This is a genomic window from Streptomyces sp. NPDC093586 (assembly GCF_044764905.1).
GTDB lineage: Bacteria > Actinomycetota > Actinomycetes > Streptomycetales > Streptomycetaceae > Streptomyces.
On the sequence record NZ_JBIWJA010000073.1, the window covers coordinates 1 to 12,487 of the forward strand.

Here is a 12,487-nt window from a genome sequence, read left to right on the forward strand (position 1 = left end):
CGTCACCCTCAGCCCCAACCGGATCGGAGACATCGCCCGCGCTGCCATCGTCCTCAACGGAATCTGGAAATGATCATCGTTGAGAAAACGTCAGTCACTGGCTGGCCTCCTGGTCGCCGCCTCTACAGCCCCCTGACTGACTCTCGCACGCCGGGAGACTAGCTGATCGTTTCGGAATGAGAGCTTCCCGACCGAGCAGTCTCATTCCAGAACAATCAGACATGCCTCAGGCCGCACCCGATTCGCCCTCGTGTCGTACCTACGGCCCGTCATACCTGGTGGGATGGGATGGTGTGGCCACCTCCTGGTCGGTGATCCGGTCATTCCGAGCAGCCTCATGCTGTGGCGGGCATGACTCGGGCGACGTGCTCTGCGCCGAAGCGGTGCGACTGACTCCCCTTCGAGTGCCGGCTACCCAGGACAGGAGGAAGCCCATGCCGATATTTCGGGTGACGTTGAGCCACAGGGGCGCCAGCTCCTCGGTGTTGGACATCGCCTCCCAAATGAGCATCGGCACTACTGCGATGGAGATGCCCGAGGTCAGCGCGATCCGCCTGGCTGTCGTCAAGCGCCTCTTTCCCCGGGCCGTGCTGGGCGAGAAGGCGCGGCCGCACAGCCAGCCCGCGGCCACCGCCGCGAGGAAACACGGAACGATGATGGACAGGTACGGCCGCTCACCGTCCTCCGATATCAGCGAGGCGAGAATTATGACGGTAGACAGAAGACCGAAGCATCCCCACGCGCCACAGGCCGCGCTTGCCTCCGTCGGCTTGGCCGATATGATCGTCGAAGCCTTCGGTGAGGGGAATCGCGTACTGTCCGACGTCGATCGCGTCGGGATGCGTCGCGCCGATACTGTGGAGCGTTCCGGCCTGCGCACGGCGGCTGAGGGGTTCCGCCCGGTCCAGTAGGTTCGGGTGTGCCGACGTACGTACGTCGTTCGGCCGTTGGGTAGGCGGCGCTTGTGGCCGCGCACCGACACGGGGGTCCTGCGTTTTCTCGCCACTCGGTTCTCCCCGGACGGACCATGGTTACGGCTCCCGGTGGAGCCGTTCCTCCCGAGGTACTTTATATTGCAATGACTTCGGTGGTATTCGCAGGTCATGCCCTGTCCAGCACGGCCGTGAGACCGTCCGAGCCGCAGACGGCCAAGGGGTGAGGAGCATTGTCCGCCCGGCCGCCTCCTGTAACGCTCTTGCTCCGAGAAACAGACATGCCCAGGTCATGGACCTCGTTGGGCAACCCGATCCGCGGGTCACACGGTTCACCGGGTGTGAGAGCCAAGGCGATGGCACGGGCGCGACGGCGGGAGCATGAGCCACGCAATGGACGACAGCAGCAGCGCACCGGACTTCGAGGAGTTCGCCGAAGGGTGCGGCTCGCGGTTGCTGCGTACCGCGTGACTGCTGGCCTGCGACACGCACCTGGCCGAGGACCGGCTGCAGACCGCCTGGCGAAGGCGTGGCCTAATCCGGAGGCCGCCGACCCGACAGCCGGACCACCGGACGGCCAGCGCGCGGCACCAGGCATCAATCGTCCCGGCCTCCCGTGGGGTCTCCGGCGGCCTCTCGTACCCGCCCGGGCGGAACGGTATCTCCGAGCGCACAGAGGACCGGGGCCACTCGATCCCGGCCGGTCCGACAACCGGCCCGTCATAGAGGGTTATCGCCTCCCCTGGCGCGTTGAGGGGTACGCCGGCGACACGGGAGTCTCGGCTTCGGGCCAAGGTGACGAGGCAGGCATGCGCCGCGCCCTAGACGCTGCCACCGACACTGGCCGAGCAGTGCGGCCGAACGCTGCCCAGCCAGGCCCCTCCCGCAAGCTCAGCGCTCCACATTGCGCGTTCGGACAACAACCCGGGACGGGCCTTCCACGGACGGCAAGGGCCTGAAGAGCTGAGCAGTGGCTTCACGGTCCACGCGAGGCGCTCCGTCCAAGGCTCGCAGCAAACGATCTCGCTCGTCAGCAGGGAGACACTCCAGCATCCGGACCATCTCCCCAAGCTCGTCCCCGACCGACCTCACCGCTCCCCCGCGAGGTCGAGATCACCCCTGCTCGTCTCGGCCATACCCTCAGCGATCCGGGGACGACGCCACGGATGGGCAATCGGACCGGACACCGCCCGCCACCACGCCTCCACCGGCAACTCCCCCGCCGGCTCGAACGGCTCCCCCGGCCGCGGGAACGCCACCGCCTGCCCGACCTCCTCGACCGCGTCCTTCATCCACTCACCCGGCTCCGCCCACGGATGCGGAGCCAGGTTGAACGTCCCCCAGTGGATCGGCAGCAGCACCCCGCCCGCAGCGCCTCCCTGCAGGTCAAGATGGGCCTGAACCCCCTGCGCAGGCGTCATGTGAATGTCTGGCCACATGCCAGGCAGAGGCGTATAGTCCGTGTGGTTCTTGGGCCAGAACTCGGCGTACGCCCCGATCTGGATCATCGTGGCGTCGAACGGGCCGTGTGCCGCGCCGATGTCCCGGAAGCCGTCGAAGTAGCCGGTGTCGCCGCTGTGGTAGACGCGGTGCTCCTCGCCGGCGACGACCCAGGACGCCCAGAGGGTGTGCTGGGTGTTGCGCAGTCCGCGTCCGCAGAAGTGGCGGGCCGGGGTGGCGGTCAGGGTGAGGCCGCCGACGCGCGTCGACTCGTGCCAGTCCAGCTCCCGCAGCCGGTCGGCGGGCACACCCCAGTGTTCGAGGTGGGCGCCGACGCCGAGCGGCACGGCGAACAGGGTGTCCGTCCCGGCCAGCGCCTTGATCGTGGGCATGTCCAGGTGGTCGTAGTGGTCGTGGGAGATGACGACGACGTCGACCGGTCCCAGGGCCGCCAGGGGCACCGGGACCGGGTGGAGCCGCTTGGGGCCGGCGAAGGGGAACGGGGAGCAGCGCTCGCCCCACACGGGGTCGAAGAGCACCCGTCGGCCGTCGATCTCGGCGAGCACGCTGGAGTGGCCCGTCCAGGTCAGCCGCAGCCCGGTGGCGGGCGGCCGGGCGAGGTCGGCGAGCGTGGTGGCGTGCACCGGGACCGTGCCCCGCGGGGTGCGGCGGAGCCGTGATTCCCGGTCGAAGTAGACCTTGGCGAACTCGCGGGCCGATCCGGAGGGCCGGGTGCGGGCGGTGCCTCCGGGGTTCTGGAAGACCCCGTCGCGGAAGTGCGGCGATCTGCGGATACGCGCCATGCGCTCACCGCCCGGGTCCGTGCCGAAGGCGGCGGGCCGCGGCACGCGGAGCCCGGTGCGGGGGGAACGGGGGGCGGCCACGGTACCTCCTGGTGGAGTGGGTCGGGCTCTTCATTGTCGTCCTGCCCGACGTCACCTCGAACGAGCGATGTCACATCCGGGTTCCCGCCACCCGTCGTACCGGTGAGGGCGCTCCCGCCGGAGCGCCCGGAACGGAACGGAACCGATGAGGTCGGCTCGGCCCGGCCGATGGACAGGAAGGTGGCCTCCCATGGCACGCGTATCCCTCACCCCTCCCCGGACTCTCTTCTTCCGCGTCATGGAGTGGTACTCCCGGCGTACCTACGGCAAGGTCCTCGACCCCGGCAAGGCGCTCGCCCACAATCCGCGCGTGCTCTGGGGCGACCTGCGGTTCGAGCGGTCCGTGGCCCAGTGGAACAAGCTGGCCCCGGATCTGAAGGCGCTCGCCGTGATGGCCTCGGCGGCCTCGATCGGCTGCTCCTGGTGCATGGACTTCGGCTACTGGGAGAATGCGGAGCGCGGCATGGACCGGCGCAAGCTCCACGACGTGCCGGTGTGGCGGGAGAGCGACGCCTACACGCCGTTGGAGCGCGACGTCATGGAGTACGCCGAGGCCGTGACGGCGACCCCGCCGACCGTCGGCGACGACCTCGCCGAGCGGCTGCGGACCCGGCTGGGCGAGCCGGCGTTCGTGGAGCTGACGGCCATGATCGCCGTCGAGAACCTGCGTTCCCGCATCAACGCCGCGCTCGACCTCACCAGCCAGGGCTTCAAGGACTCCTGCGATCTGCCCGTCGCGGGGCGCGCGGGCGCGGCCAGCACCACGGCGGACTGAGCCGGCGGGGCCGGAAACGACCGTCGTCGCACACGCGTGCGCCTGTATAGGGTGACGGGCGTGGCGAGAGTCCGGTTGAGTGTGGCGCAGCGGCGTGAGGAGTTGCTGCGCGCGGCGATCGAGCAGATATCGGCGCGGGGCGTGGCGGCGTTGCGGATCGCCGACGTGGCCGCGGCGCTGGGTGTCAGCAGCGCGCTCGTGCTCTATCACTTCTCGACGAAGGAGAAGCTGGTCGCCGCCGCGTTCACCCGCGCCGCCGAGGACGATCTGGCCTGTCTGCGCCGGCTGCTCGGCCGCCGTACGTCGGCGCTGCGCCGGCTGCGGGCGGCCCTGCGGTGGTACGCCCCGACCGGCCAGGCCAAGGGCTGGCGGCTGTGGATCGAGGGCTGGGCGGCGTCGCTGCGCGAGCCCGCGCTGCGGGAGGTCGCGCGGGAGCTGGACCGGCAGTGGAAGGCGGCCATCGCCGAGGTCATCGCGGACGGTGTGGCCGCCGGGGAGTTCTCGTGTCCGGACCCCGACGGCGCCGCCCTGCGGCTGACGGCGCTGCTGGACGGGCTGGCCGTACAGCTGACGTCGTACAAGGGCGCGGTGCCCCGGGCCCGTGCGCTGCAGTGGGTGGACGAGGCACTCGCCCGGGAACTCGGCCTGGACCGGGAGGCGTTGACCGCGCCCCGGCGCTGAGGAGCCGGCAGCGCCCCGGCACCGAAGCCCCCGAGGCCCTACCGGTCCTCCTGGTTCTCCCGCCGCCCCGGCCCTCAGGTCCCTCCCGGTCCCCGAACCCTCAGGCCACCGAAGCGATCCGCAGCTTGATGTCGTCCGGCGACAGCGTCCCCTTGGCGGTCACGTGGTCCCCGGACGACTCGCCGCGCAGCCGGCGCCCGATCCACGGCACCAGGAACTCCCGGGCCCAGTGCACGTCGTCGCGCCGGACGTCGAGGGTGCCGCGCGGCGGCAGGGGCGGCCAGGGCTGGTCCGGGTCGGCGGGGATGCGCAGGCCGAGGACCTGGCCGGCGCGCAGCGCCACGCGGGTGTGGCCCTCGGCCGACAGGTGCAGCCGGTCGGCGTCCCAGGCCCTGCGGTCCTGGATGCTGCGCAGCGACCACAGGTCGAGCACCGGGCAGCCGTAACGGTCGGCGATGGCCCGCACGTGTCCGTTGTAGGTGGCGATCTTGCCGCGCAGATGCTTGAGGACGGGCACTCCGCGGGTGTCGAAGCCCGTGGTCACCATGACCGTGCCGGCCGCGGCGGTCAGCGCGGCCACCGCCCGCTCGAACCGTTCGGCCACCTCGTCGGGGTCGGTGCCGGGCCGGATGATGTCGTTGCCGCCGGCGCAGAACGAGACCAGGTCCGGCGCGAGTTCGATCGCCCGGGGGACCTGTTCCGCCACTATCTGGTCGAGCAGCCTGCCGCGTACGGCGAGGTTCGTGTACGTGAAGTCGCCCTCGGGGCGCCGGTCGGCGAGCAGGACGGCGAACCGGTCGGCCCAGCCGACGAACGCTCCGTCGGGGCCGGGGTCGCCGACGCCCTCGGTGAAGCTGTCCCCCACCGCCACGTACGACCCGATCACTGCTCTGCTGTCACTCTTCGAATCGTCTGCCACATCGACCCATGATTCACCTTGGAATGTGACCTACGCGACCGTAGGAAGGGGTTGACGGGCGGTGAGATAAGCCACTCCTAAAGTGTTTGCCAATTCAGGAATAAGCGAAGCCCGGTGGCGGACGCGCCGAAGGCCGGACCCGGGGATCGGGGTCCGGCCTTCGGCGGCGCGGGGTCTGCGCGGAAACCGTCGTCAGACGGAGACGCCGTGCGAGCGCAGGTAGGCGATCGGGTCCACGTCGGAGCCGTAGTTCGGCGTGGTGCGGATCTCGAAGTGCAGGTGCGGTCCGGTCACGTTGCCGGTGGCACCGGAGAGACCGATCTGCTGGCCGGCGGTCACGGACTGGCCGGCGGAGACGGAGATCGAGGACAGGTGGGCGTACTGGGCGTAGTGGCCGTCGGTGAGCTTGATGACGACCTGGTTGCCGTACGCGCCGCCCCAGCCGGCGGAGACGACCGTGCCCGCGCCGACGGCCTTCAGGGAGGTGCCGGTCGGGACGACGAAGTCGGTGCCGGTGTGGTAGCCGCTGGACCACATGCTGCCGGACTGGTGGTACGGGGTACCGACGCCGGCGCCGGCCACGGGGGCGGTGTAGCCGCTGGTGGTGCCGGCGGACCGGGTGTTCGTGTTCGAGGACGTCGGCGCGGCGGGCTTCGACGAGGTGGTCTCCGCGGCGTCCGACGCCTTCTCGGCGGTCCGCGCGGAGGACTTCTCGGCCTCGGCCGGCTTCTCGGCGGTCTTCTGCGAGGGTGACGGGGGCGCGGTGGTGCCGGCCGCGGCCTTCTGGCCGATCGACAGCTTGAGACCCGGGTGGATGAGCGACGGGTCGGAGCCGATGGCCTCGCGGTTGTCCGCGTACAGCTTCTTCCAGCCGCCGTCGACGTGCTGCTCGTCGGCGATCTTCGAGAGATGGTCGCCGCTCTTCACGACGTAGGTGTGCGAGGCCGAGCCCTTGTCGGCCGACTTCTGCGCGCCGGCCGTGACGGACTGTCCGGCGGCGGAGTGCGCGGGGGCGGCCTGGGCGGCGGCACCCATCAGCGGGAGCGCGAGCGCGGCGCCACCGGTTCCGGCTATGGCGATGGTGCGGGTGATGCGCTGGGCCTTGGTGCGGCGGTGCTTACCCTTCGCGGGCATGGCGAATTCCTCTCCGGCGCCTGCGAGGTGAGCTGTCGGGTGCGGACTGGAGATGTCCGGCCGCGTCATGGCGCGGCTTAACCCCGAGCCTGTTCCGGGAACCGGAACAGGCGGTCTTACCTGTGGGTCCCCCGCTCCTGCCGTGTACGGGTGGTGGATGAGTGCGGGCTCCGGTCGGCGGCAGGATTAGGCGTCCGTCCGGATCGGTGGTGAACGTAAGGGACCACGAGGCGCACGGACAAGCGAGAGGCTCCCCGGACCGGTGTTCCGCTTGATCCTTCACGGGAATGAGCGGTCACACTCCGTCGATTCCGTGAGCGTCCCTCTCCGTAAACGGCCTTGAAAAGCGCATGAATTACGTGAGCATGACGGGCAACGCTCGGTCACCTCTATGACGCTGCTCACGAGGGTTGCGCCAGTTACCCTTATTTCCCAGCGAGTTGGTGTGAAGTGGGCAATTGGTGCAGAAGGCCCAGATACTCCATATTCGGCTCTATCGGCTTCCCTGTGGGCGACTCGTTGCCGCAGGCAAGGGATGCCGTATCGTCGGCTGGGCGCCCGACGGCGAGCAGCGCCGACGGGGCGGAGTGGGAGGAGCCCCCGTGACGCAGCAGGTCCCGTCGACCGAACCCGAGCTGGCCGGCGTGCGCAACTTCCGGGACGTGGGCGGACTGCCGACCGTGGACGGGCGGAGCGTGCGCCATGGAGTGCTGTTCCGCAGCGGCCACCTCGCGCACGCCACCGAGGAGGACGCCGCGTTCCTCGCCTCGCTGGGACTGCACACGATCTTCGACTTCCGCAACGCCGCCGACCAGAAGCTCGAGGGTCCGGACGTCGAACTGCCGGGCGTGCGCCATGTGAACCTGCCGCTGAGCGATCCGGCCGACGGTGCCGAGTTCTGGAAGATGGTCCGCGACGGCGACCTCGACCAGCTGCGCGAGATCCTGGCGGACGACCGGGGCGCGAACCGGATGATCGCCTCCTACCGCACGATCATCAAGGAGCGCACGGCGGAGCACTCCCGGGTGCTGCACGCGCTCGCCGAGGACAGCGTCCCCGCACTGATGCACTGCGCGGCCGGCAAGGACCGCGCGGGCCTGTCGATCGCGGTCACCCTGCTCGCCCTGGGTGTGCGGCGCGAAGCCATCCTGGAGGACTACCTGAAGTCGAACGCGACGCACCGCCGCTACAAGGTGCGTCGCAGCAGCACGGCCGCCTCGGCCTACTCCCCCGAGGTCATGGAGCTGCTCAGCCCCCTGTTCGACGCGCGCGCCGAGTACCTGGCCGCGGCCTTCGAGACCGTCGAGGAGACCTGGGGCGGGGTCGACGCCTACCTGGAGAAGGGACTCGGCATCACCCCGCGGACCAGGGAACGGCTGCGCGAGCGGCTGCTGGACTGAGCCGCCCGCCCGCGTTCCCGGGCGGCGCTATCCGGCTCCCACCTCGAAGAGCAGGTAGAGGAAGCCGCCGAAGACGTGCCCGAGGGCGATGTAGATGAGAAGTCGCACCCACAGGGCGCGCGGGAGCTTGTCCTGGATGGCACTCATGGCATCTCTCCGGGGGTGTGGCGGGTCGGTGTGGTGACGGGCCCCAGGCACAGCGCCGTCGTCGGGCTCTGCAGCAGGGTGTGGACGAAGAGCAGCTCGAGCCCGTCGACGTCCTGGGCCGCGATCCGGTGCGGGGTCAGGGAGTCGAAGTGGGCACTGTCGCCCGGGGCGAGCAGGTGCACGGCGTCCCCGAGGCGCAGCCGCAGCCGCCCCCGCAGGACGTAGAGCCACTCCTCGCCGGGGTGTACGCGCACGATGTCGCCCTGCGAGCCGTGCGGCACGCGGACGCGCAGGGCCTGCATCCCGCGGCCGGAACCGCCGGCCTGCCAGTACGTCCAGCCGCCCGCGGCGGTCGGCTCCATGCCCCCGGCCCGCACGACGGCGTCCCGTTCCGCGGCCTTCTCGCCGAGCAGTTCCGAGACGGTCGTACCATAAACACGCGCGAGCGAGAGCAGCATCGGCAACGAGGGCTGGCGCTGCCCGGTCTCCAGGCGGGAGAGGTGGGCGGGCGACAGCCCGGCGGCGCGGGCCGCCGCCTCCAGGGTGAGGGCCGCGCGGCGGCGCAGGGCGCGCAGCTGCGGCGCCACCACGGAGGACACGGCGTCCGGCGGCCCGTCCGACTGATGGTTCGCGGAGGAGGACATACCTCCATTCAGCCCGAGCTTTGCCTGTGGGGCAATTTTTTTGCCTCACAGGCAAAGCGGTGGATGTCCTCCGGTCAGCGGTTCGCCACCGCCTGCCTGACCAGTGTCTTTCCGAAGTCCCACATCAGACCGCCACCGTTGTGGGCGTCCTCCATCACCTCGGTGAAGGCGTCGACGAACCGGTCCGCGTCCGACGCGTCGATGATCAGCGGCGGGATCAGCTTGATCACCTCCAGATGGTCGCCGGACACCTGCGTGAGGATCCGGTGCCGCTGCAGCAACGGCACCACCACCATCTGCGCGAACAGTCCCTTCCGCGCGGCCTGCAGCATCGTCCAGCGGCTGCGCAGCCTCAGCGAGTTCGGCCGGCCGAACTCGATGCCGATCATCAGCCCCCGGCCCCGGACGTCGGCGAGCAGTTCGTAGCGGTCCGCCAGCTCCGTCAGCCGGGACGTGAGCCGTTCACCCACGGCAGCCGCGTTCGCGACGATCTCCTCGTTCTCCATCACGGACAGCACCGCGAGCCCGGCGGCCATCGCCTGCGCGTTGGACCCGAAGCTGGCCGAGTGGACCAGCACCCGGTCCATCGAGGAGTACACCTTCTGGAAGATCCAGTCCTTGCCGAGCGTGGCCCCCACCGGCACGTACCCACCGGACAGCGCCTTGGCGACGCACACCAGGTCGGGCTCGACACCGTCCTCGTGCTGGTAGGCGTAGAACTTCCCGGTCCGGCCGAGGCCCGTCTGCACCTCGTCGGCGATCAGCAGGGCCTTGTGCCGGTGCAGCATGTCCTGCGCGGCGCGCAGGTAGCCGGGCGGGGCCTCGTGGACGCCCTTGCCCTGGATCGGCTCCACGATCAGCGCCGCCACGTCTCCCTTCCGCAGCTCCCGCGCCAGGGAGTCCAGGTCGCCGAGCGGGACGGCGGTGTCGGGCAGCAGCGGGGCGAAACCGTCCCGGAAGCCGGTCTCGCCGTTGACGGACAGGGAACCGGCGGTCAGCCCGTGGAAGGCGTGTGCGCAGTACAGGATCCTCCGCCTGCCGGTCGCGTACCGGGCGAACTTCAGCGCGGTCTCGACCGCCTCCGTGCCGCTGTTGCCGAAGAAGACACGGTCCAGGTGGGGACTGTAGGAGAGCAGCCGCTCGGCCAGCAGTCCGGGCAGCGGCGGGCAGTCGAAGCGGGTCAGGTCGGCCAGCGAGGCGTCGAGGACGTCGTGCAGCGCCTTGCGGACGACCGGGTGGTGACGCCCCAGGCCCATCACGCCGAACCCGGCGAGCATGTCCAGGTAGTCGTTGCCGTCCGCGTCCCAGAAGTGCGCCCCCTCGGCCCGCTCGTAGACCTTGTCGAAGCCGATGGTGCGCAGCATGCGCGGCAGTTGGTGGTTGAGGTGCTTCGCGTGCAGCTCGTACCGCTCGGCGCCACGCTCGGCCAGCAGCGCGCCGAGGTCGAACTCCTTGGTCATTCAGTTCTCTCCTTGCCCAGGCATGACGGTCCTCTCGACCCCGGCCGCTTTTCTCACGGCCAGGCTCGCGCTGATCCGGCCGGCGATCTCGACCGGGGTGAGGCCGATGTCGGCGAGCACCTCGGCGCGTTTGGCGTGTGCGAGGAACTGCTCCGGGATGCCGAACCGCCGTACGGGTACGTCGACTTCGGCGTCACCCAGGGCCAGCGCCACCGCGGAGCCGACCCCGGCGGCGCGGCTGTTGTCCTCGACGACGGCCACGATCCGGTGCCGGGCGGCCAGGGGCGGCAGCGCCGGATCGACGGGCTTGACCCAGCGCGGGCCGACGACGGTGCATCCGATGCCGCGGCCCTCCAGCAGCTCGGCGGCCCCGAGGCAGACGGATGCCATCACGCCGACGGCGACGAGCAGCACCTCGGGCCGGTCGGCGGCGTGCAGGACGTCCATGGCGCCGACCCGGTCCACGGCCGGGAGGACCGGCCCGACCGACTCCTTCGGGAAGCGCAGCAGGGTCGGCGCGTCGTCGACGGCGACCGCCTCGCGCAACTGGGCGCGCAGCTGGTCGGCGTCGCGTGGCGCGGCGATGCGCAGACCCGGGACGACCTGGAGGACGGACAGGTCCCACATGCCGTTGTGCGAGGGCCCGTCGACGCCGGTGACGCCCGCCCGGTCCAGGACGAAGGTGACTCCGCAGCGGTGCAGGGCCACGTCCATCAGGAGCTGGTCGAAGGCGCGGTTGAGGAAGGTGGCGTAGACGGCGACGACGGGGTGCAGTCCGCCCGTGGCGAGGCCGGCGGCGGAGACGGCCGCGTGCTGCTCGGCGATGCCGACGTCCCAGACCCGGTCGGGGAACCGCTCGGCGAAGGGGGCGAGACCGACCGGGTGCAGCATGGCCGCGGTGATCGCCACGACGTCGTCGCGTTCCTGGCCGATCCGCACCATCTCCTCGCCGAACACGGAGGTCCAGGACGGTCCGTCCGAGGGGCTGAGCGGCGCGCAGGTCAGCGGGTCCATCGCGCCGACCGTGTGGAAGTGGTCCTCCTCGTCGCGCAGGGCGGGTTCGTAGCCGCGGCCCTTCTCGGTGAGGCAGTGCACCAGTACCGGACCGTGGAAGCGTTTCGCGCGCCGCAGCGCCGACTCGACGGCTCCGATGTCGTGTCCGTCGATCGGGCCGACGTACTTGAGTCCGAGGTCCTCGAAGAGTCCCTGCGGGGCGAAGGCGTCCTTGAAGCCCTTCTTGGCGCCGTGCAGGGCCTCGTAGACGGTCCTGCCGACCACGGGCGTGCGCTGGAGCAGTTCCTTGCCCCAGGCCAGCACCCGCTCGTAGCCGTCGGTCGTGCGCAGCGTCGCCAGATGGTTGGCGAGTCCGCCGATGGTGGGGGCGTAGGAGCGTTCATTGTCGTTGACGACGATGATCAGCGGCCGGTCCCTGGCGGCCGCGATGTTGTTCAGCGCCTCCCAGGCCATGCCTCCGGTGAGCGCGCCGTCGCCGACGACGGCGACGACGTGGCCCCGTTCCCCCTGCACCCGGCGGGCCTTGGCGAGGCCGTCGGCCCAGCCGAGCGCGGTGGAGGCGTGGCTGTTCTCGATGACGTCGTGCTCGGACTCCTCGCGCGAGGGGTAGCCGGACAGTCCGCCCTTGCCGCGCAGCTTGGAGAAGTCCTGACGGCCGGTCAGGAGCTTGTGGACGTAGCTCTGGTGGCCGGTGTCCCACAGGATGCGGTCGGCCGGTGACTCGAAGACCCGGTGCAGGGCGACGGTGAGTTCCACCACGCCGAGGTTGGGTCCGAGGTGTCCGCCGGTACGGGCGACCGCGTGCACCAGGAATTCGCGTATCTCGTGGGACAGTTCGCCGAGTTCCGCCTCGGACAGCGCCTTCAGGTCACGTGGTCCCCGGATGGTCTCCAGAATCGTCACGCTCGGGCCCCCTTCTCTCCGTGCTGTTCAGCTCACGGTGACGGCCGGCTCCCCCGACGCGCCGTCCTTCTCCATCTGCTCGGCGATCTTCATGGCCTCCTCGATCAGGGTCTCCACGATCTTGGACTCGGGCACGGTCTTGATGACCTCGCCC

11 protein-coding genes, 1 pseudogene and 1 riboswitch are annotated in these 12,487 nt (G+C 70.5%); of the genes and pseudogenes, 4 read left to right on the forward strand and 8 right to left on the reverse strand.

The features are described from left to right. The first annotated feature begins 503 nt into the window (after window positions 1-503). Window positions 504-911 carry a hypothetical protein gene (locus ACIRFH_RS35960; protein WP_403530610.1) on the forward strand — a complete coding sequence of 136 codons (408 nt, stop codon included), beginning with the start codon at window positions 504-506 and terminating at the stop codon, window positions 909-911. 1,109 nt (window positions 912-2,020) lie between these two features. Here ACIRFH_RS35960 and ACIRFH_RS35965 read toward each other — a convergent pair. After that, window positions 2,021-3,256: an MBL fold metallo-hydrolase gene (locus tag ACIRFH_RS35965; protein WP_403530613.1), complete on the reverse strand. Its 1,236-nt coding sequence runs from the start codon at window positions 3,254-3,256 to the stop codon at window positions 2,021-2,023. Window positions 3,257-3,446: 190 nt separating this feature from the next. Between ACIRFH_RS35965 and ACIRFH_RS35970 the strand changes: the two genes are divergently transcribed. Both ACIRFH_RS35970 and ACIRFH_RS35975 read left to right on the forward strand, forming a co-directional pair. Continuing rightward, complete coding sequence (locus ACIRFH_RS35970; protein ID WP_403530616.1) at window positions 3,447-4,031, forward strand: carboxymuconolactone decarboxylase family protein; 585 nt, start codon at window positions 3,447-3,449, stop codon at window positions 4,029-4,031. 60 nt (window positions 4,032-4,091) lie between these two features. Then, window positions 4,092-4,712 carry a TetR/AcrR family transcriptional regulator gene (locus tag ACIRFH_RS35975; RefSeq protein WP_403530619.1) on the forward strand — a complete coding sequence of 207 codons (621 nt, stop codon included), beginning with the start codon at window positions 4,092-4,094 and terminating at the stop codon, window positions 4,710-4,712. A gap of 100 nt (window positions 4,713-4,812) precedes the next feature. Here ACIRFH_RS35975 and ACIRFH_RS35980 read toward each other — a convergent pair whose 3' ends face one another. Beyond that, on the reverse strand, window positions 4,813-5,598 hold the full coding sequence (locus tag ACIRFH_RS35980; protein WP_403530639.1) for an SGNH/GDSL hydrolase family protein: 786 nt from the start codon (window positions 5,596-5,598) through the stop codon (window positions 4,813-4,815). 225 nt (window positions 5,599-5,823) lie between these two features. Continuing rightward, window positions 5,824-6,765 carry a peptidoglycan DD-metalloendopeptidase family protein gene (locus tag ACIRFH_RS35985; protein WP_403530622.1) on the reverse strand — a complete coding sequence of 314 codons (942 nt, stop codon included), beginning with the start codon at window positions 6,763-6,765 and terminating at the stop codon, window positions 5,824-5,826. Between the two features lie 4 nt (window positions 6,766-6,769). Beyond that, window positions 6,770-6,928, reverse strand: a riboswitch (cyclic di-AMP (ydaO/yuaA leader). A gap of 439 nt (window positions 6,929-7,367) precedes the next feature. On the opposite strand from ACIRFH_RS35985, the gene ACIRFH_RS35990 reads away from it, so the two are divergent. After that, the gene (locus tag ACIRFH_RS35990) at window positions 7,368-8,165 is read left to right on the forward strand and encodes a tyrosine-protein phosphatase (RefSeq protein WP_403530625.1); all 798 of its coding nucleotides are present in this window, start codon (window positions 7,368-7,370) and stop codon (window positions 8,163-8,165) included. Window positions 8,166-8,192: 27 nt separating this feature from the next. Here the strand turns inward: ACIRFH_RS35990 and ACIRFH_RS35995 are convergent, their stop codons facing one another. The 5 genes and pseudogenes from ACIRFH_RS35995 to ACIRFH_RS36015 all read right to left on the reverse strand — a co-directional run. Continuing rightward, complete coding sequence (locus tag ACIRFH_RS35995; protein ID WP_403530627.1) at window positions 8,193-8,312, reverse strand: DUF6126 family protein; 120 nt, start codon at window positions 8,310-8,312, stop codon at window positions 8,193-8,195. Then, window positions 8,309-8,956 carry a helix-turn-helix domain-containing protein gene (locus ACIRFH_RS36000; RefSeq protein ID WP_403530630.1) on the reverse strand — a complete coding sequence of 216 codons (648 nt, stop codon included), beginning with the start codon at window positions 8,954-8,956 and terminating at the stop codon, window positions 8,309-8,311. Before ACIRFH_RS36000 ends, ACIRFH_RS35995 begins: the two co-directional genes overlap by 4 nt. A 74-nt stretch (window positions 8,957-9,030) precedes the next feature. Next, on the reverse strand, window positions 9,031-10,416 hold the full coding sequence (locus tag ACIRFH_RS36005) for an aspartate aminotransferase family protein (RefSeq protein WP_403530633.1): 1,386 nt from the start codon (window positions 10,414-10,416) through the stop codon (window positions 9,031-9,033). After that, window positions 10,417-12,333, reverse strand: coding sequence for a 1-deoxy-D-xylulose-5-phosphate synthase (dxs, locus tag ACIRFH_RS36010; protein WP_403530636.1), 1,917 nt, complete (start codon window positions 12,331-12,333; stop codon window positions 10,417-10,419). Between the two features lie 27 nt (window positions 12,334-12,360). Next, window positions 12,361-12,487, reverse strand: a pseudogene (locus ACIRFH_RS36015) (4-hydroxy-3-methylbut-2-en-1-yl diphosphate synthase); the annotation flags it as partial.

Bases quoted from the DNA above. Each gene is read 5' to 3' on its own strand.
- ACIRFH_RS35970 (WP_403530616.1), top strand. From the start codon at position 3,447: ATGGCACGCGTATCCCTCACCCCTCCCCGGACTCTCTTCTTCCGCGTC.
- ACIRFH_RS36005 (WP_403530633.1), bottom strand. From the start codon at position 10,416: ATGACCAAGGAGTTCGACCTCGGCGCGCTGCTGGCCGAGCGTGGCGCC.
- ACIRFH_RS35985 (WP_403530622.1), bottom strand. From the start codon at position 6,765: ATGCCCGCGAAGGGTAAGCACCGCCGCACCAAGGCCCAGCGCATCACC.
- ACIRFH_RS35960 (WP_403530610.1), top strand. From the start codon at position 504: ATGAGCATCGGCACTACTGCGATGGAGATGCCCGAGGTCAGCGCGATC.
- ACIRFH_RS35995 (WP_403530627.1), bottom strand. From the start codon at position 8,312: ATGAGTGCCATCCAGGACAAGCTCCCGCGCGCCCTGTGGGTGCGACTT.
- ACIRFH_RS36000 (WP_403530630.1), bottom strand. From the start codon at position 8,956: ATGTCCTCCTCCGCGAACCATCAGTCGGACGGGCCGCCGGACGCCGTG.